General features: G+C 72.7%; 19 protein-coding genes, 2 tRNA genes and 1 other RNA gene. 10 read left to right on the plus strand and 12 right to left on the minus strand.

Annotated elements, in window-relative coordinates; translation table 11 throughout:
• Window positions 1–38: 38 nt before the first annotated feature.
• Window positions 39–2,165 (plus strand): transglycosylase domain-containing protein, encoded by a 2,127-nt coding sequence (locus BJY28_RS02450; RefSeq protein WP_179461592.1) that lies wholly within the window; start codon window positions 39–41, stop codon window positions 2,163–2,165.
• A gap of 73 nt (window positions 2,166–2,238) precedes the next feature.
• Here the strand turns inward: BJY28_RS02450 and BJY28_RS02455 are convergent, their stop codons facing one another.
• Window positions 2,239–2,697 carry a GatB/YqeY domain-containing protein gene (locus BJY28_RS02455; protein ID WP_179461593.1) on the minus strand — a complete coding sequence of 153 codons (459 nt, stop codon included), beginning with the start codon at window positions 2,695–2,697 and terminating at the stop codon, window positions 2,239–2,241.
• Between the two features lie 85 nt (window positions 2,698–2,782).
• Between BJY28_RS02455 and BJY28_RS02460 the strand changes: the two genes are divergently transcribed.
• From BJY28_RS02460 to BJY28_RS02470, 3 genes are all read left to right on the plus strand, one after another.
• Window positions 2,783–3,721 (plus strand): metallophosphoesterase, encoded by a 939-nt coding sequence (locus BJY28_RS02460; protein ID WP_179461594.1) that lies wholly within the window; start codon window positions 2,783–2,785, stop codon window positions 3,719–3,721.
• Window positions 3,722–3,995: 274 nt separating this feature from the next.
• A tRNA-Pro gene (locus BJY28_RS02465) sits at window positions 3,996–4,069 on the plus strand.
• Window positions 4,070–4,199: 130 nt separating this feature from the next.
• Window positions 4,200–5,591, plus strand: coding sequence for a class I SAM-dependent methyltransferase (locus tag BJY28_RS02470; protein WP_179461595.1), 1,392 nt, complete (start codon window positions 4,200–4,202; stop codon window positions 5,589–5,591).
• Window positions 5,592–5,674: 83 nt separating this feature from the next.
• Here BJY28_RS02470 and BJY28_RS02475 read toward each other — a convergent pair whose 3' ends face one another.
• The 4 genes from BJY28_RS02475 to BJY28_RS02490 form a co-directional block, all read right to left on the minus strand.
• A complete protein-coding gene (locus BJY28_RS02475; protein WP_179461596.1) occupies window positions 5,675–6,874 on the minus strand; it encodes a pyrophosphate--fructose-6-phosphate 1-phosphotransferase in 1,200 nt (399 codons plus the stop codon).
• 1 nt (window position 6,875) lies between these two features.
• Window positions 6,876–7,808 (minus strand): LytR C-terminal domain-containing protein, encoded by a 933-nt coding sequence (locus BJY28_RS02480; RefSeq protein WP_179461597.1) that lies wholly within the window; start codon window positions 7,806–7,808, stop codon window positions 6,876–6,878.
• Between the two features lie 304 nt (window positions 7,809–8,112).
• Complete coding sequence (locus tag BJY28_RS02485) at window positions 8,113–9,138, minus strand: Asd/ArgC dimerization domain-containing protein (protein WP_179461598.1); 1,026 nt, start codon at window positions 9,136–9,138, stop codon at window positions 8,113–8,115.
• A 44-nt stretch (window positions 9,139–9,182) separates the two neighbouring features.
• Window positions 9,183–10,454 carry an aspartate kinase gene (locus BJY28_RS02490; protein ID WP_179461599.1) on the minus strand — a complete coding sequence of 424 codons (1,272 nt, stop codon included), beginning with the start codon at window positions 10,452–10,454 and terminating at the stop codon, window positions 9,183–9,185.
• Between the two features lie 202 nt (window positions 10,455–10,656).
• Between BJY28_RS02490 and BJY28_RS02495 the strand changes: the two genes are divergently transcribed.
• The 5 genes from BJY28_RS02495 to BJY28_RS02515 all read left to right on the plus strand — a co-directional run bounded on the left by BJY28_RS02495 (window position 10,657) and on the right by BJY28_RS02515 (window position 15,802).
• Entirely contained in the window at window positions 10,657–11,421 is a 765-nt protein-coding gene (locus tag BJY28_RS02495; RefSeq protein ID WP_179461600.1) for a DUF1345 domain-containing protein, read from the plus strand.
• Between the two features lie 54 nt (window positions 11,422–11,475).
• Complete coding sequence (locus BJY28_RS02500; RefSeq protein ID WP_179461601.1) at window positions 11,476–12,456, plus strand: ABC transporter ATP-binding protein; 981 nt, start codon at window positions 11,476–11,478, stop codon at window positions 12,454–12,456.
• Entirely contained in the window at window positions 12,453–13,487 is a 1,035-nt protein-coding gene (locus BJY28_RS02505; protein ID WP_179461602.1) for an ABC transporter permease, read from the plus strand. Before BJY28_RS02500 ends, BJY28_RS02505 begins: the two co-directional genes overlap by 4 nt.
• 138 nt (window positions 13,488–13,625) lie before the next feature.
• Entirely contained in the window at window positions 13,626–14,267 is a 642-nt protein-coding gene (locus BJY28_RS02510) for a class I SAM-dependent DNA methyltransferase (RefSeq protein ID WP_179461603.1), read from the plus strand.
• A gap of 77 nt (window positions 14,268–14,344) precedes the next feature.
• Window positions 14,345–15,802, plus strand: coding sequence for a family 14 glycosylhydrolase (locus tag BJY28_RS02515; RefSeq protein ID WP_179461604.1), 1,458 nt, complete (start codon window positions 14,345–14,347; stop codon window positions 15,800–15,802).
• A gap of 57 nt (window positions 15,803–15,859) precedes the next feature.
• Here BJY28_RS02515 and BJY28_RS02520 read toward each other — a convergent pair whose 3' ends face one another.
• The 6 genes from BJY28_RS02520 to ffs form a co-directional block, all read right to left on the minus strand.
• Window positions 15,860–16,447 (minus strand): DUF5063 domain-containing protein, encoded by a 588-nt coding sequence (locus BJY28_RS02520; RefSeq protein WP_179461605.1) that lies wholly within the window; start codon window positions 16,445–16,447, stop codon window positions 15,860–15,862.
• Window positions 16,440–17,039 (minus strand): recombination mediator RecR, encoded by a 600-nt coding sequence (recR, locus tag BJY28_RS02525; RefSeq protein ID WP_179461606.1) that lies wholly within the window; start codon window positions 17,037–17,039, stop codon window positions 16,440–16,442. The genes BJY28_RS02520 and recR overlap by 8 nt, the downstream gene beginning before the upstream one ends.
• 45 nt (window positions 17,040–17,084) lie before the next feature.
• Window positions 17,085–19,421 (minus strand): DNA polymerase III subunit gamma and tau, encoded by a 2,337-nt coding sequence (locus BJY28_RS02530; RefSeq protein WP_179461607.1) that lies wholly within the window; start codon window positions 19,419–19,421, stop codon window positions 17,085–17,087.
• A gap of 311 nt (window positions 19,422–19,732) precedes the next feature.
• A complete protein-coding gene (locus tag BJY28_RS02535) occupies window positions 19,733–20,287 on the minus strand; it encodes an NAD(P)H-dependent oxidoreductase (protein WP_179461608.1) in 555 nt (184 codons plus the stop codon).
• Window positions 20,288–20,324: 37 nt separating this feature from the next.
• A complete protein-coding gene (locus BJY28_RS02540; protein WP_179461609.1) occupies window positions 20,325–20,519 on the minus strand; it encodes a hypothetical protein in 195 nt (64 codons plus the stop codon).
• Between the two features lie 150 nt (window positions 20,520–20,669).
• Window positions 20,670–20,766, minus strand: an RNA gene (gene ffs, locus BJY28_RS02545) — signal recognition particle sRNA small type.
• 23 nt (window positions 20,767–20,789) lie between these two features.
• Between ffs and BJY28_RS02550 the strand changes: the two genes are divergently transcribed.
• A complete protein-coding gene (locus BJY28_RS02550; RefSeq protein WP_179461610.1) occupies window positions 20,790–21,257 on the plus strand; it encodes a DUF3817 domain-containing protein in 468 nt (155 codons plus the stop codon).
• 102 nt (window positions 21,258–21,359) lie between these two features.
• Here the strand turns inward: BJY28_RS02550 and BJY28_RS02555 are convergent.
• Window positions 21,360–21,446, minus strand: a tRNA-Ser gene (locus tag BJY28_RS02555).
• Window positions 21,447–21,491: the final 45 nt, after the last annotated feature.

Below are 21,491 nucleotides of genomic sequence, written 5' to 3' on the forward strand. Positions count from 1 at the left end.
TCCCCGGAGCGCACAGGCCGAGCACGTACCCTGCTCGCATGGCGCGTACCAAGATCCCGCACCTCGTGAGCCTGCTCGCGGCCTTCGTGGCCGTCTCCGTGGGCCTGGGCCTCATCGGTGCCGGTCTGATGATGCCGCTGGCCGGCGCCGGCGGCAGCGCCGCGCGCGCCACGGTCGACGGCTTCAACAACCTCGACGACGAGTGGACCGCGAACCCGCTGGCGCAGCAGTCCAAGATCTACTCCGCGGACAACAAGCTCCTCGCCACGCCGTACACCTCGCGCCGTGAGGTCGTCCCGCTGAACAAGATCAACGAGAACATGATCCAGGCGCAGATGGCCATCGAGGACAGCCGCTTCCGCGAGCACGGCGGGATCGACGTGCGCGGCACCAGCCGGGCCTTCTTCCAGAACCTGCAGAGCGACTCCACCCAGGGTGGCTCGTCGATCACCCAGCAGTACGTGAAGATCATGCTCCAGGAGCGGGCCGTCCGCGAGGGCGACAGCGACGCCGCCGAGGCGGCCGTGGAGCAGACCTACAGCCGCAAGCTGCAGGAGCTGAAGTACGCGCTGAACATCGAGAAGACCCAGACCAAGGACCAGATCCTCTCCAGCTACCTCAACCTGGTGAACTACAGCGACAACACCTACGGGGTCGAGGCCGCCGCCAAGCGCTTCTTCAACAAGCACGCCTCCGAGCTGACCCTCACCGAGTCGGCCACCCTCGCCGGCGTCGTGCAGTCCCCGGGCCGTTACAACATCCGCACCAACCCCGAGGAGGTCCAGGAGCGTCGCGACGTCGTGCTGGACCGGATGCTCTCGCTCGGCTGGATCACCCAGGCCGAGGCGGACGAGGCCAAGGAGCCCAGCGTCGAGAGCCTCGTGGACATCCAGGAGGACGAGGGCGGCACCTGCAGCAAGGCGTCCGACCCGTACTTCTGCAACTACGTCATCGAGTACCTCAAGACGATGCCGGAGCTCGGCGAGAACCCGGACGAGCGGATGCAGGCGGTCAACACCGGCGGCCTGCGGATCAACACCACCTTGCGCCGCAACTGGCAGCAGAAGATGGAGCAGGAGCTCAAGGAGCGGGTGCCCACGAGCGACAGCGGGGTCGGCGCGGCCGGCGCGATGATCGAGCCGGGCACCGGCAAGGTGCGGGCGATCGCCCAGACCTCCGAGTACAAGATCGGCCTGCAGGACGCGACCAGCCAGTACTCCGAGCAGTCCTGGAGCGTCCCCTTCGGCTACGGCGGGACCAACGGCTTCGCCATCGGCTCGACCGCCAAGCCCTTCAACCTCGTGACCGCGGTGCAGGAGGGGATGACCGCGGACAGCACGGTCTACGCCCAGCCGACCTCAAGCACCAGCCCGGCGGTCTTCTACACCAACGACTTCCAGCGCGGCTGCACCACGGTCGACCCCTGGCCGGTGCGCAACGCCGGTGACAGCTCCGGCGGTGGCGCGATGACCCTGGCCCAGGCCACCAAGGGATCGGTGAACACCGCCTTCGCCCAGCTGGCCAGCGAGGTCGGCTCGTGCAAGATCGCCGACAACATGGAGAAGATGGGTCTGCGCACCGGCAACGGCGAGAAGTACGGCCTGGCCGGGAGCGACGACAACTACGCGATCTCCAACCTCGTCCTCGGGTCGGACTCCTCCACCCCGCTCCAGCTCGCCTCGGCCTACGCCACCCTGGCCGCCGATGGCAAGTACTGCGCGCCCACCCCGATCCAGTCGATCACCACCGCCGACGGCACGAAGATCAAGCTGAACGAGCGGGACTGCGAGCAGGTGCTCACCACCGACACCGCCCGCAAGGTGACCCACATGATGTTCGGCGCGCTGGAGCCGGGCGGCACTGCCGGCTCGAACCCGAGCTCGGCTCTGGCCGACGGGCGGGAGGCAGCCGGCAAGACCGGCACCACCGACGACAGCAACCAGTCGTGGTTCGGCGGCTTCACCCCGCAGCTGTCCACGGCGATCTGGGTCGGCACCCCGATCGACACCTTCCCGATGCGCAACATCAACATCGGCGGACAGTTCTACGCCGACGTCTACGGCGGCTCGATCGCCGCGCCGATCTGGAAGCAGACCATGGACTACGCCTCCCGCGACATGGAGACGGTCGACTTCCCGGACGTCGGCGAGGACACCGACGGCTGACGCCGGGACACGGCACGACGAAGGGGGTGGGCCGGCAGGCCCACCCCCTTCGTCGTCTCTGCGCCAGCGCCTCTCAGGAGAGGCGGGCACGCACCTTCGCGGCCACGGCGCCGCCGTCGGCCCGCCCGGCCACCTGGGCCTGGACCCGCTTCATGACCTGACCCATCTGGGCCATCGAGTCGGCCCCGGTCTCGGCGATCGCCCGGTCGACGATCGCGTCCACCTCGCCGTCCTCCAGCTGCTGCGGCAGGTAGGTCTCGAGGACCGCCAGCTCGGCCTCCTCGGTCGCCGCCAGCTCGTCCCGGCCGGCGTCGCGGTAGGCGGTGGCCGACTCCTTGCGCTTCTTGCTCTCCTTCGTCAGGACGGTGAGAGTCTCGGCGTCGGTGAGCTCCTTGGCCTCGGTGCCGGCGACCTCGGCCGTCGAGATCGCGGTGAGCACCATCCGCAGGGTCGAGGTGCGCACCTGGTCGCGGGCCCGCATGGCGGTGCGCAGGTCGTCCTGGATGGTCTGCTTCAGCGTCTCGGAGCTCATGGCGGGATTGTCGCAGCAGGGGCGCGCGACCGTCTCCCCGATATGACGCCGGGCCTCTCCTGCTCCGGTCTGTGAGGATGGGCCGGTGAGCAGCCATCCCCTCGTGCGCACCCTCGGCGGCGCGGCCGCGCTCGGCGGCGCCACGCTGGCCTGGGGGACCCTGGTCGAGCCGCGCCTCTTCACGCTGCGGCGGTACGCGCTGCCGGCGCTCCCCGCGGGCGCCGACCCGCTGCGGGTGCTGCAGGTCAGCGACATCCACATGGTGCCGGGCCAGGACCGCAAGGTCGCCTGGATCCGGGACCTGGCCGCGCTGCGGCCGGACCTCGTCGTCAACACCGGGGACAACCTCAGCCACCTGGAGGCGGTGCCGCACGCCCTGGAGGCGCTGGCGCCGCTGCTGGAGCGGCCTGGGGTCTTCGTCATGGGGTCCAACGACTACTACGCCCCGCGGCCGAAGAACCCTGCCCTCTACCTCACGTCGCGCTACGCCGAGGCGCCGCCGCACCGGGTCGAGCTGCCGACGGCGGAGCTGGCCGCGGGGCTGTCCGCCCACGGGTGGCAGCACCTGCCCAACGCGCGCACCCGGATGCGCGTCCGCGACGTCGAGGTGGACGTCGTCGGGGTGGACGACCCGCACATCGGCCGGGACGACTACGCCGCGGCCTCTGCGGCCGCGCCGGCCGGCGGCGACCTCACCCTCGGTGTCGCGCACGCCCCCTACCAGCGGGTGCTGGACGCGATGACCGCCGACGGCGCGGGGCTGGTGCTCGCCGGCCACACCCACGGCGGGCAGCTGTGCGTGCCCGGCTACGGCGCGCTGGTCACCAACTGCGACCTCGACCGCCGACGGGCGAAGGGGGTGTCCCGCTGGTGGCCGGGAGCGGGCGGGCAGCCCTCCTCGGCGGCCCCCGACGAGGCGGCCTGGCTGCACGTCTCCGCCGGGCTGGGCGCCTCCCGCTTCGCCCCGGTCCGCTTCGCCTGCCGGCCCGAGGCCACCCTGCTCACCCTGCTCCCCCGCAGCTGAGCTCCTTCTCCCTTCGCCCTCGTCACGCCACCTCTGCACCGCGCTACCACGCAGTAAGTGTCGCGATCACAGCACTTACTGCGTGGTAGCCGGCGTCGAAGGGGGCGTGAGGTCGGGTCGAAGGGGGCGTGGGGTCGGGTCGAAGGGGGCACGGGGACGGGGCGAAGGGGGCGGGGGTGCCGGGGCGATTGTGGGCCGGGCCCCCAGCTGAGCTATCGTTGCCTGTCGCCGCCCGATGGGCGGCGATCCGCACGCGGAGGCCCGCCTCCGCTGCCGGGGTGTGGCGCAGCTTGGTAGCGCGCCTCGTTCGGGACGAGGAGGTCGCAGGTTCAAATCCTGTCACCCCGACCCTCATCAGGGCCCGTGCCGCCGCTCGAGACGGCGGCACGGGCCCTGAGCCGTCCGGCACCCGGGATCGCCCGTCCGCGTCCGTCGTGTCACCTGCCGCCGCCGCGGCAGAGCGTGCATGATGGGGCGCATGCCTGAGACCAGCACCACGCTCCCTCCGCTTCGTGAGTCCAGCGACCCGCTCGAGCGAGCCCTCGTGCGCGCCGCCTGGCACGAGATCCACGTGATGGAGAACGTCCGCGAGGCCCCGGCGCAGAAGCTGTACCAGAAGCGCTGGGAGGCCGTCCGGGACCAGGCGCACGAGCTCTTCACCCCGCACGAGGGCAGCCAGGACATGCTCTCCCCGCACATGCGCCGGCTCTACGAGTCGCCGGCGAACGTCACCCGCTTCCGCCGCACGGTGCAGTACCTCGAGCCCGGCGACCGGGTGCTGGAGATCGGCATCGGCAAGGGCTACCTGGCCACGACGATCCTCACCGAGGGCCAGCTGGACGGCTACCTGGGCCTCGACCTCGTCCAGTCCAACGCCGACGCGACGAAGAAGATGCTCGCGGCCAACGGGGTCGGCGCCAACGCCGACGCCCGGGTGGGCGACCTATACGACCTCACCCGCGCCGACGCCGAGGCGATCGACGCCTCCTTCGTCATCTGCTGCGAGGTGCTCGAGCACGTGCCCGACCCCGAGCAGGGGCTCAAGGTGCTCGCCGACGCGCTCCCCGACGGCGCCGAGCTGCTCTTCTCCACCCCGCTGCTGGGCCGCCTCGAAGGCGTCTGGGGGCACACCGCGATGTTCGGCGTGGAGCGCATCCGACGGATGCTGCGCGGCGCCGGGCTGGTGGCCCACCACGTCGAGGCGCTGCACAACACCTGGGTGAGCGTGCTGGCCTCCAAGAGCGAGGAGCCGAGCAGCCGGACCCGGGCGCTGGTCAGCCACGACCTCGACATCATGGACGGCATCGACGTCCCGGCCGAGCGCCCGCAGGCCGTGCGCAACGCCGCCCCCGCCCAGCTCGAGCGGACCCGCTCGGTGTGGGCCCGTCGGATGGACCAGACCCTGCACGGCGGCGACGGCCAGCCGCTGCCGGCCGCGGACGCCCGGACCTCGCAGACCGGGTCCGCGCAGCCGAACGCCGGGCCGCTGCGGATCACCGCCACCCCGACCGCGGGCGCCGAGGGCGCCCCCTACATCGGGGTCGCCTTCCCCACCCCCACGGACACCCCGCCGCGAGGGGTGCGCCTGGAGCTGCAGGCTCCCGACCTCGACCAGTTCCAGCGGCTCTACGTCGAGCTGCGCAAGGACCGCGAGGTCATCGCCCGGTGGACCTGGGTCCCGTCCGAGCGGCGCCCGAAGGCGCAGAACCCCACCTTCATGCTCACCGACGGCACCAAGGGCGGCTTCTTCCGTCGCTCGCCGAGCTACAAGGGTGACTTCGCCGACGCCGACACCGTCGAGGTCTTCGCCCGGGTGCAGGACGGCTCGGACGCCGAGCTGACGATCAGCCGTTTCGGCTGGGTGGTCTGAGCCGCCCACCGCCCCGGGTCACCCGCGCGCCCGACGTCCCGCAGGTCTGAGCCGTCCGACCGCCAGCCGGTGGTCCGGACGGCTCAGGCCTGACCGATCTCCTGCTGCAGATCGGCGAACCAGCCGGCCTCGGGGTCGAAGCGGCGCCCTCCGGTGACCCGCTCCAGCTCGATCGCCCGCAGCTCGCCGCCGCGCTCCTCGTCGTGGCCCACCAGCCCGGCGCCGCCCTCGAGAGCGGTCCGCACGGCCAGGTCGACGCACGCGTCGATGAGGGCCCGGTCCTCGGCCTGCGGCGCCGCGGAGCGCACGAAGTACCCGGACTTCTGCACCATGACCTTCTCCGCGCCGACCCGGTCGACGAACCGCCCGGCCAGCCACGCGCCGGGGTTGATCTTGTCGATCTGGACGTGCCCGAAGGGGTCCCGGGGCACCGTCTCCCCGTCGGCCTCCATGGCGGCGACGATCTCGTCGACGCCCGCGCCCTCGGAGAGGAAGATCGTGGCGCACCCGAGCTCGTCCATCACCGCGCGCAGCCGGTCGGCCTCGGCGTCCAGGTCGAACCGCTGCTCGGGGACGTAGACGGCGTGCACGTCCCACCGGCGGGGGTCGGCGCCGATCCCCGGCAGGAACGCCCGGGTCGCCAGCTCCTCGCGGTAGCGGGCGGTGGTGGCCGCGGTCAGCCAGCCGCTGCGGCGGCCCATGATCTCGTGGACGATGAGCATCCGCGGGTTGGCGCTGTGCTCGGCGACGACGTTCCGGGCGAAGCGGGCCCCCTCGGCGGCGGCCGTGGCCGCGCCCAACGAGCGGGCCACCGGCACGATGTCGTTGTCGATGGTCTTGGGCAGGCCGACCACCCGCAGGTCGTGGCCGTGCTCGGCGAGGTAGCGGGCCAGGTCGGCCGCGGTCGTGCTGGTGTCGTCCCCGCCGATGGTGTGCAGCACGTCGACACCGTCGCGCCGCAGCTGCTCGGCGGCCACCTGCAGGGGGTCCTCCCCCGGGCCGATCAGCCCGCGCCGCTCCAGGTCGGCGGAGTTGGTCAGCTTCACCCGGGAGCTGCCCAGCGGGCTGCCGCCGAGCTCGTGCAGGCGGCCTGCCCCGGCGCGCACCTCGTCGCTGACCTCGGTGCTGCGCCCGCGCAGCAGCCCTGCGTAGCCGTCCTGGTAGCCGATGATGCGCACGCCCGGGTCGCGGGCGGTGTACTGCTCGATGAGCCCGCCGACGGCCGAGGACAGGCACGGCGCGAGCCCACCCGCGGTGAGCATCGCGACCGTGCCGAGGCTCACCTCAGGACTCGCAGGGCTTCTCGATGGTCTCGTCCGGACGCTCGAAGGGCTCGACCTGCGGCACCTCGGTCTCTGCCTTGAGCCCCTGGAAGTCGTTGCCGATGACCAGGTCGACGCTGACCTCGTCCCGCTCCACCTTCTTCAGGGTGGCCCCGTCGATCTGCTGAGCCAGCCGCTTGGCCGCGCCGTCGGCCTCGGGACCGTAGCGGATGATGGCGACCTCGTCCTCGAGGTAGCTGGCCTGCGGGTCGTTGCCGACCGCCCGGATCTTGAACTCCCGCTCGTCCAGCTCGTCGGCGACGTCCTGGGCCAGCCCCTCCTGGAAGGTGGTGTTGTAGACGTTGACCCGGATCTCGCTCGGCGCCGGCGGCGGCTTGGGCTCCTCGTAGCTGAGCTTGTCGTAGCCGTAGCCGAGCACCAGGCGCACGTCGTCGCCCTCGCGGTTGTCGTTCCACAGCTTGGCACCCGGGACCTGCTTCTGCAGCAGCAGCGCGCTGTCCTCGCCCTCAGGGCCGTGGTAGATGATCGCCACGTCCTTGACGTAGACCGAGGAGTCGGCGTTGCCGACCGAGGAGATGATGAAGTCGCGGTCCTCCAGGCTGCTGGAGACCTCCCCGGCGAGACCGTTGGTGTCGTTGCTGTTGAGCACCTCCACCTCGAAGGAGTCCCGCTCCGGGGCCGGCATCGAGCTCGTGGTGCAGGTGGCGACCGGCTCGGTCTGGCCGATGAGGCCGGTGCCGTAGGCGGCGGCGATGGTGGCGGTGCCCAGCAGCAGCCCGGGCAGCGTGACGAAGGCGAGCAGCCGCCGACGCCGCTTGCGTCGGTAGTGCTGCGCGGCCACCCCTTCGAGGTCGGCGAAATCGAGGACGCGGTACGAGACCTCGCCCTCCCCCTGCTCCTCCGGACCGACCCCTGGGGTCGGCGAGTCGTTCATCTCCACGCCCTCCACGCGCTCGTCGTGCTGACCATACTGTTATCAATCGTCACACGAGTCACAAGAGTCACTCGTGTTTCTTTCCCGACCTGAGACCGACCGGCCTCTGAGGACTAGACGCTGCGGGTGCTGCCGAGCGCTGCGTCCGGGGTGCTCTCGATCGGTCGTCGTCCCCGTCGACGCCGCAGGCACCGATCAGGTTGGCCCCGGGTCCCATGGTAGGTGACCGCGGGCACGTCCGGCGCCACCCGATCTGGGTGATCCGGGGCGCCGGCGGCGGTCTGGAGGGTGCGGGCAGGAGGGGTCAGGACGCGGGGAAGGCGATGGTCTCGGCGACGTCGAGCATCGCTCCGGCGGTCCGGCGCAGGGTGCCCGCGCTGAGGAAGAGCTCGACGAGGTGCCGCTGCCCGGCCGGCTGGCGGATCCGGCCGACGAACCGGGGGTCGATGCCGACGACGTCCACCGGGGTGGGCACCTCGCCGGAGGAGTCGTCGAGGGCGATGAGCGCCGGAGCCGCGACGACCGCCTGGCGGACCCGTTCGACGTTGACCGGTCGGGCGCAGCGGGCGTGCAGCGACAGCGAGTGCCCCGAGACCACCGGCACCTGCACGAGGGTGGCGATCAGCGAGAGCTCGGGCAGCTCGAGGATCTTGGCGACCTCCTGGCCGAGGCCGGCCTCGGCGGTGGTCCAGCCGTCCTCGGCGGGCTCGCCGACCCAGGGGATGACGTTCATCGCCAGCGGCGCGGGGAAGGGCGAGTCCTCCGGCAGGTCGGAGAGCGCCGTCCGCACGTCGCCGGCGCCGTAGCCGATCCGCGGCTGGTCGGCGGCGAGCCGCAGCTCGGCGCGCAGCCGCTCGACACCCTCGTCGGAGACGGCGTCCGCAGCGATCATGCCGGTGACCACGAGGTGCTGCAGCTCCCAGCCCTGGTGCAGCACGTGCGCGGTGTCGATGAGGGCCCAGGTGACCGCGCCCGGCAGGGCGACGACCCCCTTCGGGCGGTGGTGCGCCCGCTCGCCGTTGATCCCCGGGACCACCAGGGGCACGTCCGGGTCGAGGCGGTGCACCGGGCTGGTGTCGACCACGGTGGCCCCGGCGGCGACCGCGGCGGCGACCACCTCCGGGGTCTGCTCGGCCGGGAGGTTGAGCATCGCCACGTCGACCCCGGCGAAGGAGTCCTCGGTGAGCATCTCGACGGCCTGCTCGCGCCCGCGCACCGGGAGGGTGCGGGTGGTCATCCGCGGCGAGATCAGCCGGATCTCGCCCCACCGGTCGGTGCTCAGCGCCAGCCGGGCCGCGACCGCCTCGGCCAGCCGTCCGGTCGCCCCCACGAGGGCCAGGGTCGGCCCCGCGGACGGCGTCCCGGACGCCTCGGTCACCGCCCGGTGCCCCCGTAGACGACCGCCTCGCCCTCGCTGGAGTCCAGGCCGAAGGCGGTGTGCACCGCGGCCACCGCCTCGTCGAGCTGCTCGGAGCGGGTGACCACGGAGATGCGGATCTCCGAGGTGGAGATCATCTCGATGTTCACCCCGGTGTCCGAGAGCGCCTTGAAGAAGGTGGCCGAGACCCCCGGGTTGGTGCGCATCCCGGCACCGACGAGGGAGAGCTTGCCGATCTGGTCGTCGTACTGGATGGAGTCGAAGCCCACCTCGCCACGGATCCGCTGCAGCGCCTGCACGGCCGCCTGCCCGTCCGCCTTCGGCAGGGTGAAGGAGATGTCGGTCAGCCCGGTCTCGGTGGCCGAGACGTTCTGCACGATCATGTCGATGTTCGCCTCGGAGTCGGCGACCGTCCGGAAGATCTGGGCAGCGCGACCGGGCTCGTCGGGCACGCCGACGACGGTGATCTTGGCCTCGCTGCGGTCGTGGGCGACTCCGGCGATGATCGGCTCTTCCACGGGGTCTCCTTCGGTGGTGGTGGTCAGCACCCAGGTGCCCTCCTTCGGGGAGAAGGAGGAGCGCACGTGGATGGGCATGTCGAAGCGGCGGGCGTACTCGACGCAGCGCAGGTGCAGGATCTTGGCCCCGCTGGCGGCCATCTCGAGCATCTCCTCGTGCGAGATCCGGTCGACCTTGTGCGCGCTCGGCACGATCCGGGGGTCGGCGGTGAAGATGCCGTCGACGTCGGTGTAGATCTCGCAGACGTCGGCGTGCAGCGCGGCAGCCAGCGCCACCGCGGTGGTGTCCGAGCCGCCCCGGCCGAGGGTGGTGATCTCCTTGGTGGTCTGGCTGACCCCCTGGAAGCCGGCGACGATGACCACGTGGCCCTCGCCGAGGGCCTCGGTGATCCGGCCCGGGGTGACGTCGATGATCTTGGCCCGGCCGTGCGAGGCGTCGGTGATGACCCCCGCCTGGGAGCCGGTGAAGGAGCGCACGCTGTGGCCGAGGTTGGCGATCGCCATGGCCACCAGGGCCATCGACATCCGCTCGCCCGCGGTGAGCAGCATGTCCATCTCCCGCGGCGGCGGCAGCGGGCTGACCTCCTGGGCGAGGTCGAGGAGCTCGTCGGTGGTGTCCCCCATCGCCGAGACGACGACGCACACGTCGTTGCCCGCCTTGCGGGTCTCGATGATGCGCCGCGCCACCCGCTTGATGCTCTCGGCGTCGGCGAGGGACGAGCCACCGTACTTCTGGACGACGAGGGGCACTGCACGCTCCGCGGGGTCGAGGTTCTACCGGTGCCCGGACCCGCAGGCCCGGCGCCCCGGATCCTACCGGCCACCACCTGGGCGGACGGCGGGAGTCTCACGGCCCGACGTCTCGGCCCGACGTCACGGCGGGTGCACCGTCGATCGAGGGGACCTCCTCACGAGGGCCGTGCCGCGGCCGGACGGCTGCCAGGCTGGAGGCATGAGCAGCGAGGACGCCAGCACCGGACCGGCCGAGGACAGGAGCGCCGCGGGGCACCGGACACCAGCCGCGGGCGGAGGTGCGGGGTCACCACGACGCGGCGGTGGCAGCGGGTGGCTCTCGGAAGCCCGGCGCTCGCTCGCCGCGACCGGGCTGGCCGCGCTGGCCCTGGTCGTCGCTCTGCTCGTCCCGGCCGCCGACCGGCTGAGCGCGCTGGACCACCTCGTGATCGTGCTGCTCGCCTACCTGCTGGTCTACCTCGTGCTGACCCTCACCGCCTTCGGCCGGGCCGACGAGGAGGACATCCGGCGCTGGGCGGACCGTGACGGGCGCGGCAGCCTGCTGCAGCGCTACGTCCTGGGCACCGCGCCCGGGCCCGGGGTCTCGATCATCATCTCGGTGCTCGCGCTGGTCACGTCGGTGGTGTGGATGCCCGGGACCGGGACCGACCTCGGCGAGGGCGCCCGGGTGGGGCTGGCCATCGCCGTGGTGAGCAGCGCCTGGGCCTGCGTCGTGGTGGCCTTCGCGGTCTGCTTCCGCCCCGACAACATCCTCGAGGACGAGCAGGCCCTGGACTTCCCCGGACGCACCGGGCCGGGGTGGTCGGACCACATCTACTTCGGCCTGTCGGTGATGACCACCTTCGGCGCTACCGACGTCTCGGTCACCTCGCCGCAGATGCGCAAGACGGTCACCGTCAACGCGGTGATCGCCTTCGCCTTCAACACCGTCATCGTCGCCGCGGTGGTCTCGGCGAGCACCTGACCTGGGTGCGCGTACTCACCCGCCGCCGCCCTGCCCGACCGTAAGGTCGGCGCCATGAGCAGCCCCGGCCCTCCCGCCCCCGCGCCGGGGACACCACCGTCGCCGCCGACGCAACCGCAGCCACAGCCACAGCGGGGCATCGTCGTGGAGGGGGTGCGGCGCACCTTCGGCGGGGTGGCCGCGGTGGACCAGATCAGCCTGGTCGCCCGGCCGCGGGAGATCACCGCCCTGATCGGGCCGAACGGTGCCGGCAAGACCACCCTCATGCTCATGCTGGCGACCCTGCTGCAGCCCGACTCGGGCACGGTGCGGATCGACGGCCTGGACCCGGTCACGCAGGCGGCGCAGGTGCGGCGCCGGATCGGCTGGATGCCCGACGGCTTCGGCACCTGGGACGCGCTGCGGGTGCACGAGGTGCTCGAGATCGTCGCGGCGGCCTACCGGATCCCCCGACCCCAGGCACGCGCGCGGGTCGCCGACCTGCTGCGCCTGGTGCACCTCGACGACCTCGCCCAGCGCCCCGCCCGGGTCCTCTCCCGAGGGCAGAAGCAGCGGCTGGGGCTGGCCCGCGCCCTGGTCAACGACCCGAGCGTGCTCGTCCTCGACGAGCCGGCCTCCGGGCTGGACCCGCGCAGCCGGATCGAGCTGCGGGACATCCTGCGCGACCTCGCCGGGCAGGGACGCACGGTGCTGGTCAGCAGCCACATCCTCACCGAGCTCCAGGAGATCGCCGACCACGCCGTGATCGTCGCCCGGGGCCGCAGCGTGCAGAGCCAGGGCCTCGGCGGCGCCCCGGTGACCCTCACCTACCGGGTGACCAGCACCGACCCGGAGCGGCTCGCCGCCGAGCTCGCCCGCCTCGGGGTCCAGCCGCAGCGCGTCGGCCGGGCGCTGGAGGTGCTCGTCGCCTCCGAGGTCGCGGCGACCGACCTGCTGCGGAGGCTGGTCACCGCGGAGGTCCCGATCACCGCGTTCGCCCCCGCCCAGGGTGCCCTCGAGACCGCCTACCTCGCCGTCACGGAGGATCGCCGATGACCGTCTCGGGAACGCTCACCGTCGCCCGGCTGGAGCTGCTGCAGCGGGCCCGGGGGGCGCGCTGGTACCTCGCCCTGGGGGCCTGGGTGGTGCTCATCGGCGGGATCACCCTGCTGACCTGGCTCGGCCTGAGCGACACCGAGGTCGACGCGGGCGGGATCACCTTCGACGTCGTCGTCTTCTTCGTCCTCGGCTTCGGCATGCTCATCATGCCGGCGCTGACCGCCACCTCCGTCAACGGTGACCGCGAGCACGGCGTGCTGGCCACCCTGCAGACGACGCTGCTCACCCCGCTGGACATCGTCCTCGGCAAGCTGGCGGCCTCCTTCGTCATCTCGATGGCGTTCCTGGCGGCGGCGGTCCCTTTCGTGCTCATCGCCTTCCTCCAGGGCGGGGTCGACCTGCTCGGTGCGGCCCGGGTCGTCCTCGTCATGGCGGCCATGCTGCTCGTGGTCTGCGCGATCGGGCTGATGTTCTCCTCGCTGGTCGCCCGCCCGGTGGGCTCGGCGGTGCTGACCTACCTCACCGTCGCCGGGCTGACCTTCCTCACGACGATCACCTTCTTCATGTCGCTGCTCCTGGTCAGCGGGCGCGAGGAGGTCACCGTCTACGGGGTCGAGGGCTACCCCAGCGACGGCCCCACCCCGACCTGCAGCCAGTACCAGGACTACCAGCAGGTGGTGCACAGCGAACGGGTCTGGTGGCTGCTCGCGCTCAACCCCTTCGTCGTCGTCGGTGACGCCGCCCCGGCCCCGACGAGCGAGGACGAGGACGGCATGGGTCCGTCCTTCGCTCCGCTGCACCTCATCTCGCTGGGTGCCCGCGAGGCGAAGGACGGGCCGGACGCGGTGGTCGACCAGTGCTGGGCCCAGGGCAGCGCGGAGTTCGAGGACGACGACGCGGCCGCCGGGCCGGTGTGGCCCTACGGGCTGGCGCTCTACCTGCTGGCCGGTGCGGGTGCGGTGACCGTGGCCACCCGGCGGGTGACCACCCCGGTCCGCCGGCTGCCGTCGGGGACCCGGATCGCCTGAGCCCCGGGCGGATCGGCGGCCTCCCGCCGGTCGGCAGAGTTAACACGGTGTTGATGCAGCGGGCCTAGCCAGACCTCGGGAGCCTGCCTACGGTGGTTAGGACCGACAGCCGATCACCACCGACGAGGAGCTCGTCCGATGACCACCACTGCCGGGACCACCCGCACCATGCACCGCTCGCACGCGCTGGACGGCGACGCCGACTCGCTGCGCGACCTCTACCAGGGCTGGGCGGAGGCCTACGACAGCGACGTCACCGAGGACGGCTACGTCGCCCCGCTGATGATCTCGCTGCTGGCGGCGCAGCACCAGGACGGCACCGGGGACAGCCGGGTGCTCGACATGGGCTGCGGCACCGGGCTGGTCGGCGAGCAGCTGGCGCGCCTGGCCCCGGTGGCCACCCTGGTCGGCGCCGACCTGTCCGAGGAGATGGCCGAGATCGCTCGGCGCCGGGACTGCTACGACGAGGTCGCCGGCGAGATCGATCTCAACGCCCCGCTGCCGCAGGACTGGTCGGGCAGCTTCGACTCGGTGATCTGCTGCGGCACCTTCACCAACGGGCACGTCGGCCCGGAGCGCATCGAGCCGCTGCTGCAGGCGGCCCGCCCGGGCGGGCTGCTGACGCTCTCGGTCCGGCACGGCTTCTCGGCGGAGCGGGACTTCGCCGGCGCCGTCTCCGACCTCGTCTCCGCCGGGTCCGCCGAGCTGGTGAGCGAGGTCGTCAACGGCCCGTACATCCGCGAGGAGGGTGCCGACTACTGGTGCCTGGCCCGCACCTGAGGGTGGCTCGGCCGCCGGGAGACGGTCCCGACGGTCTATCTGTGGCGAGGGTCACAGTCTGGTGGCAGCATGAGCCCATGACTCGACGCCGCTGCCGGACCCTGATCGCTGCCCTGGGCGTCGCCGCCCTGGGCCTGACCGCCGCGCCGGCGCTCGCCGCGGACGAGGCGTCGAGCGGGGCAGATGGCCGCCCCGGTGACCGGCCCGGCCGTCACGACGACATCACCGCCAACGTCATGGCCCCGCTGAAGGTCACCGACTGGGCCGACTTCCGCTCCGACCTGCAGACCGTGGAGGCCTACGGGGTGCAGGCGGTCAGCGTCGACGTGTGGTGGGGCGACGTCGAGCCGCGGGACAACCGCTTCGAGTGGGGCTACTACGACCGGGTCTTCGAGGAGATCACCGACGCCGGGCTCGACGTGGCGCCGATCCTCTCCTTCCACCAGTGCGGCGGGAACGTCGGCGACGACTACACCTCTCTGCTGCCCGGGTGGCTGTGGACGAAGTACGCGGACCGTCGGGTCGGCGGCCAGCGCCTCGGCCAGGACGGCCTGAAGCACCGCAGCGAGCAGGGCAACTACTCCGCGGAGACCGTCCAGGGGTGGGCCGACCGGGTCGTCGCCAACGAGTACCGCGACCTCACCCGCGCCTTCGCCAAGCGCTACGGCCGCGAGTACGACGACGAGTTCGTCGAGATCAACGTCTCCCTCGGCCCCTCCGGCGAGCTGCGCTACCCCGCCTACAACCAGCACGACGAGGGCACCGGCTACCCCACCCGGGGCGCGCTGCAGTCCTACTCGCGGCTGGCGGTCGAGGACTTCCGGCGGGAGGTGCGCCGGCAGTACGGCTCGCTGCACCGGGTGAACCGGGCGTGGGGCACCCGGCACCGCTCGTGGAGCCAGGTCCGCCCGCCGCAGGACGCGGACGCCTTCTTCGCCGACGGCGACTACACGGACACGCGCTACGGCCGAGACTTCGTCGACTGGTACAACGGCTCGCTGGTCGAGCACGGCGAGCGCATGCTGCGCACCGTCTCCCGTGCGCTCGGCGGGTCCTTCCGGGACGCCGACATCGGCTACAAGGTGCCGGGCATCCACTGGAACATGACCCACCCGGTCTACCCGCGGGCCACCGAGGTCACCACCGGGCTCATCCAGACCAGCCTGCCGCTGGACTCGGCCCGCGGCGGCCACGGCTACGACCGGGTCGTCGAGCTGGCTCACCAGGTGCGCGGCCGCCGTGAGGTGGTCATGCACTTCACCGCCCTGGAGATGGGCGACAACCCCGGCCCGGAGGGCTACTCGCTGGCCAAGACCCTGGTCGGCTGGATCGGTGACCACGCCGAGCGCGAAGGGGTGAGCCTCAAGGGCGAGAACGCGCTGGCCGGCGGGGTGCGCTACGACTTCGGCTGGGACCAGATCGAGGACGCCTTCGCCGACCACGGCTACGACGGGCTGACCGTGCTGCGGATGGCGGACGTCGCCGAGGGCACCGGGGCGCGGAGGTACGCCCAGTTCATCGACGAGCACGCCTGAGGGGGCGGACCTGAGGAGGCGGACGGGTCCGACGGACGGGGACCCAGCGCGGCCTGGTCAGGTGTTGAGCGCCTCGAACTCGGCCTCCGCGACGACCTCGTCGTCGGCGTCGAGGCGGACGTGCGCCAGCAGCGTCTGCAGCACCCGCACCGCCATCGCCGCCCGGTCGCCCCAGTCGGAGAGATAGCTGAACTGCCACCACCACAGCGCCTCCGTGGTGCGCCCGGCCTCGTGGTGGGCCAGCCCGTGGGTGAGCGCGGCGGCGACGGCGGCGAGGTCACCGCTGAGCGAGCCGCCGGCCAGCTCGCGGGAGGTCACCGGGTCGACGAGGTCGACGTACTCGTCCAGGCCGTCGAAGAGGTGGGCGATGCCGGCACGCAGCGGGTCCATCTCGGTGTCCGGGCCGGGATCGGGCTCGAAGCGCTGCTCCAGCACGATGTCGGCGATCGCGCCGAGCCGGGCACCCATGAGCTGGATCTGGCTGGTGGAGAGCAGCAGCAGCGGCAGCGCGCTCTCCGGCGCGGCGCCGGCGGCGATCTCGGCGACGGTGCCCAGCCAGGCGCGCGACTCGGCGGCGCACTCGTCGGCCAGCAGCGTGTTCTCCTCGGGTGCCCCGGCGGCGTCGGCGGCAGCGGTCTCAGGCATCGAGCAGCTTCCTTCCCTCGAAGGCTCGTCCCAGGGTGACCTCGTCGGCGTACTCCAGGTCTCCGCCGACCGGCAGCCCGGAGGCCAGACGGGTCACCCGCAGGCCCATGTCCTTGAGCAGCCGCGAGGTGTAGGCGGCGGTCGCCTCGCCCTCGAGGTTGGGGTCGGTGGCGATGATGACCTCGTGCACCTCGCCGGAGGCGAGCCGGGTCATCAGCTCGGTGAAGCGCAGGTCGTCCGGGCCGACCCCGTCGATCGGGCTGATCGCGCCACCGAGCACGTGGTAGCGACCGCGGAACTCGCGGGTCCGCTCGATGGCGACGACGTCCTTGGGCTCCTCGACGACGCAGATCGAGGTGCCGTCCCGCCGGGGGTCGGTGCAGATCCGGCAGCGGGTCTCCTCGGCGACGTTGCCGCAGGTGTCGCAGAAGCGGATCTTGTCCTTCACCTCGGTCAGCGCCTGGACCAGACCCTGGACGTCCTGGGCGTCGGCCTGGAGGAGGTGGAAGGCGATCCGCTGGGCACTCTTCGGACCGACCCCGGGGAGTCGGCCGAGCTCGTCGATCAGGTCCTGGACCACGCCTTCGTACACGGGGACGACCCTACGCCGCGCCGGTGACCACGGCGAGCACGTGCGTCAGTCCTCCTCGACGACGGTGCCGCCGAGCACCCGCTCGACCACCGCCTCGCCGGCCTCGCCGGCCTCGATCACGTCCACGTCGTCGCGGCTGGTGCCCTGCTGGTCGTCGTCGTCCGACGACGGCTGGGCGCCCGGACCTGCCTCGGCCGCGACCTGCTCGCGCCGGCTCGGCCCGACCGGCGACTCGGGGCCGCTCGTCGGGTCCGGCCCGGAGGCGGCGTCGGCCGTCTGCTCCGGCTCGGCGGGGCCGCGGGGCGCCGTCGCCCAGGCGGGCGCCGAGCCGGGGTCGCTGGGCGTGCTCGACCAGTCCGGTCGGGGGGCGCCGCTGCTGCTGCCGGTGGCGGCCGGCGAGCCGGCGCCGAGCGCGGTCGCGGCGTCGGGACCGGGGCCTGCCCCCAGGCCGCTGCCGGGTCGGCCTGCGCCGGAGGGGGCTGTGCCGGACTGGCTCGAGCCGGAAGGGCTCGGGCCGGAGGGTGCGCCTGGGCCGGACGAGGTCTCGCTGGCCGGCCCCGCGGACGGCTGCGGGCGTGGCGCCCGGGCCGGTGCGGCTGCCGGTGGTTGGTCGTCGACCGGGATGCCCTGGACGCGGGCGTCGACGCCGAGGGCGTCGATGAGCGCCTGGCGCACCACCTCGGCGTGCGAGCCGTTGCGGAAGGCGTTGGCCAGGCCGACCGTGGCGATGCCCAGGGTCAGCTGCTGGCCGTCGAAGGAGAGCACCTGGGCGTGCTCGGAGAGGAAGGTCCACGTCGCCCGGCGCATCTGGTAGATCCGGCCGAGCACGTCCGGCCAGGAGCGGCGCAGCGCCTCCACGTCGATGCCGGCGGGAGCCGCGGTCGCGGGCGCTGCGGGCGACGACGTCTCGTCAGGCGCCTGGTCCCGGGCGGACGGCCCGCCGTCCGGCGCGGGCTGGTGCTCGGACCCGGGGCCGGCGTCCCCGGGCTCCTCCGGTCGTGGATCGCGACCGGGTCCGGGAGCCGCGGGTCCGACGGGGCCGGCGGCCTGGGCGGCGGTTCCGCTCGGCTCGGCAGACGCCGGTGCGCTGTGCTCCGGCTCCGAGCGCGGAGCGGGCTGCGGGGCCGGAGCCGGCTGCGCCGGGGCCTGCTGCGCGGGGGGTTGCTGCGTGGGGGCCTGGCGCGAGGCCGGTGCGGGCTGCGGACCGCCGCTGGGGACCCCGCCCACGTCGAGCCGCCGCTCCAGGCGGTCCAGGCGAGCGGCGTGGCCCGACTCCCCCGCGGCACCGGGCAGCAGCACCCGGGCGGCGATGAGCTCCAGCTGCAGCCGCGGCGAGGTGGCGCCGGTCATCTCGGTGAGCCCGGCGTTGACGATGTCGGCCGCACGGGTCAACGAGGCCGGGCCGAAGGAGGACGCCTGCTGGCGCATCCGGTCCACCTGGTCGGACGGCAGCGCGCGCAGGATCGCCCTGGCACCCTCCGGCGAGGCCGCGACGAGGATGAGGTCACGGAAGCGCTCCAGCAGGTCCTCGACGAAGCGCCGCGGATCCAGTCCGGTCTCGACCACGCGGTCGATCGCGTCGAAGACGCCCGGCGCGTCACCGGCGGCGAAGGCCGTCACCGTCGCGTCCAGCAGCTCGCCGTCGGTGAAGCCGAGCAGCGCGGCCGCGCGGTCGTAGGTCAGGCCGCGCTCGTCGCTGCCGGCGATGAGCTGGTCGAGCACGGAGAGCGAGTCGCGCACCGAGCCGCCGCCTGAGCGGACGACGAAGGAGAGCACGCCCGGCTGCACCTCGATGCCCTCGGCCGCGCACAGCTGCTCCATGTAGTCCTGCAGCCGCGAGGGTGGCACGAGGCGGAAGGGGTAGTGGTGGGTGCGTGAGCGGATCGTGCCGATGACCTTCTCCGGCTCGGTGGTCGCGAAGACGAACTTCACGTGCTCCGGGGGCTCCTCGACGATCTTCAGCAGGGCGTTGAAGCCCTGCGGCGTCACCATGTGCGCCTCGTCGATGATGTAGATCTTGTAGCGGCTCTGCGCCGGTCCGTAGGAGGCTCGCTCGCGCAGGTCGCGGGCGTCGTCGACACCGCCGTGGCTGGCCGCGTCGATCTCGATGACGTCGACCGTGCCCGGCCCGCTGCGGGCCAGCGCGACGCAGCTGTCGCAGGTGCCGCAGGGCTCCGGCGTGGGGCCCTGCTCGCAGTTGAGGCAGCGCGCCAGGATGCGCGCGCTGGTGGTCTTGCCGCAGCCGCGCGGCCCGGAGAAGAGGTAGGCGTGGTTCACCCGGCCCGTGCGCAGCGCCTGCATCAGGGGCTCGGTCACGTGCTCCTGGCCGATGACGTCGGCGAAGGTCTCGGGCCGGTAGCGGCGGTAGAGGGCGGTGCTCACGGACCCGACCCTAGCCGCGCCCGGTGACGACGCCCCCACCTGCGCAACTGCCCGGGCAGTTGCGCACCCCTATGCGATTTGCCCGGGCAGTTGCGCACCCCCGTGCGAATTGCCCGAGCAGTTGCGCACCTCCCTGCAAATTGCCCGGGCAGTTGCGCACCCCTCTGCGAATTGCCCGGGCAGTTGCGCACCCCCTTGCGAATTTGCCCGGGCAGTTGCGCACCCCCTTGCAATTTGCCCGGGCAGTTGCGGACGGTGGGGTCCGGTCGGACGGGGAAGGGGGGTTAGGGGTGTGGGTGTGGAGTGGGGCGTCAGCGGAGGGTGGCGGTGGCGCCGGACCAGCGGACGAGCTGGGTGAGCAGCGAGCTCATCTCCTTCGCCCGGCGCTCCTGCGGGGTGAAGACCTCCCCGTCGAAGTCGGTGAAGGTCGACATCGACAGCTGCCCACGGACCACGTGCATCTGGGCGTTGGCGGCGATGGTGCGCCACTGCTCCACCGCGCGGACCCCGCCGTCGGCGCCGTAGGAGACCAGCGCCAGGCTCTTGTAGCCCCACTCGGGGTAGAGCACGTCGAAGGCGTTCTTCAGCGCCGCCGGCACCCCGTGGTTGTACTCCGGGGTGACGAAGACGTACCCGTCGAAGGCGTCGATGGTCTCCGACCAGCGCCGGGTCGCCGGGTTCTCGTACTGCCGCTTGGCCGCACCGGGGATCGTCGGCTCGTTGAGCAGCTCGAGCTCGTAGCTCATGAGGTCGACCAGCTCGTAGGTGGCGTCCTCGCGCCCTTCGGTCTGCCGCATGACCCAGTCGGCGACCTGCTCGCCGACGCGTGAGGGGCGGGTGCTGCCACAGATGACGGCGATCTTCACGTGCTCTCCTTGGTCGCGGGTGCGGACCAGGGACACGCTACGTGCCCCCGGTCCGACCGGACCGCCCCTCCCCCGGTGGCTGCTGCGGGGCCGACTGCCGCCGGATCTGGGTGCCCTCCAGCCGGAGCCGGCGCATCTGCCGGGCGCGCAGCCAGGAGCCGAGCGCGAGGACGACCACGGCCAGGGTCAGCAGCACGACCACCGCGACGACGATCGGCCCGACGCTGGGCATCGTGGTCCTCCCTGGGATCGCGGCGGCGCCGGCGGCCCCGGCGACGACTCCCGACGCTACGTCGTCCACCAGCACCGGGAGGGGCGCAGCGGGCCATCACTTCGCCCGTGCGGTGAGCGGTCGGGCCGGCCCGGCGTGGACGGAAGGGGGACGCAGGACACCCCGCGTACCTGGAAGAGCTCTCCTACCCTTGCTGCATTCCTGCCCTGGGGGAGTTCGGAGAGGTACCACCACGCGGGGTGCCGGTGAGAGCGTACTAGCCTCCCCGAGGTGATCTCGAACCCCCGCGCCCTCTTCCGGGTGGCGGCCACCGCCGAGGCCGTCACCTGGACCCTGCTGATCATCGGCATGGTCCTCAAGTACGTCACCGAGACGACCGAGTTCGGTGTGCGGATCGGCGGCATGCTGCACGGCGTCGTCTTCATCGCCTACGTGCTCGTCGTGGTGGCGCTGTGGATCGATCATCGGTGGCCGCTGCGGACCGGGGTGCTGGCGCTGGTGAGCGCGATCCCGCCGTGGCTGACGCTGTGGTTCGAGCGCTGGGTGGACGGCAGCGAGCAGCGCGGGCGCCCGCAGACCACCTGGCGGCTGACCCGCGAGCAGCCCCGCGGGCCCGCGGAGCGGGTGCTCGCCGCCGGGCTGGCCCGGCCGGGGCTGGCGCTGGTGGTCGGGCTCGTCGCGGTGGCGCTGCTCACCGGGCTGGCGCTGCTCGTCGGCCCGCCGGTCGGCGGGGAGTGACCCCGGGGCCCGGCTCCGGTCGGCCCTGACGCGCCGGACTCGACGCACGCCGGACATGGCGAAGGGCGGGGACCGGTCCGGTCCCCGCCCTTCGTCTCGCGGCGGAGGATGCGGGATTTGAACCCGCGAGGGGTTTCATCCCCAACACGATTTCCAATCGTGCGCACTAGGCCACTATGCGAATCCTCCAACGGAGGAATGTACCGGACCGCCCTGGCCGCGACCCAATCGCTG

The organism is Janibacter alkaliphilus, from assembly GCF_013408565.1.
Lineage (GTDB): Bacteria > Actinomycetota > Actinomycetes > Actinomycetales > Dermatophilaceae > Janibacter > Janibacter alkaliphilus.